This window comes from Streptomyces griseus subsp. griseus, from assembly GCF_000720255.1.
Taxonomy (GTDB): Bacteria; Actinomycetota; Actinomycetes; order Streptomycetales; family Streptomycetaceae; genus Streptomyces; species Streptomyces griseus_I.
On sequence record NZ_JOJE01000192.1, the window covers coordinates 1 to 336 of the forward strand.

General features: G+C 68.5%; 1 protein-coding gene. It reads left to right on the forward strand.

The features are described 5' to 3' along the window. Positions 1–43: 43 nt before the first annotated feature. Positions 44–336: condensation domain-containing protein (locus IG99_RS43740; protein WP_234312191.1), on the forward strand; the 293-nt coding region annotated here is incomplete at its 3' end.

Consider the following 336-nt stretch of genomic DNA (forward strand, 5'->3'; position numbering starts at 1 on the left):
GCCGTTCGAGCGCCTCGTCGAGGTGTTGAATCCGGTTCGCTCGATGGGCCGACACCCGCTGTTCCAGGTCGCGTTGGCGTTCCAGAACACCCCGGCGTCGGATCTGGTGATGCCGGGTCTCGAAGTGGAGATCGCACCGGCCGGGGCACAGGCGGCGAAGTTCGACCTCTCCTTCAACCTCGCCGAGGTGTTCACCGAGGAGGGCGAGCCGGCGGGTATTCAGGGCGGCATCGAGTTCGCCACGGACCTGTTCGACCGGCCCACGATCGAGCGGATGGCGGGCTGGCTTGCGCGGTTCCTGGAGGAGGTCCTGGCGGCCCCGGAGCAGCCGGTCAG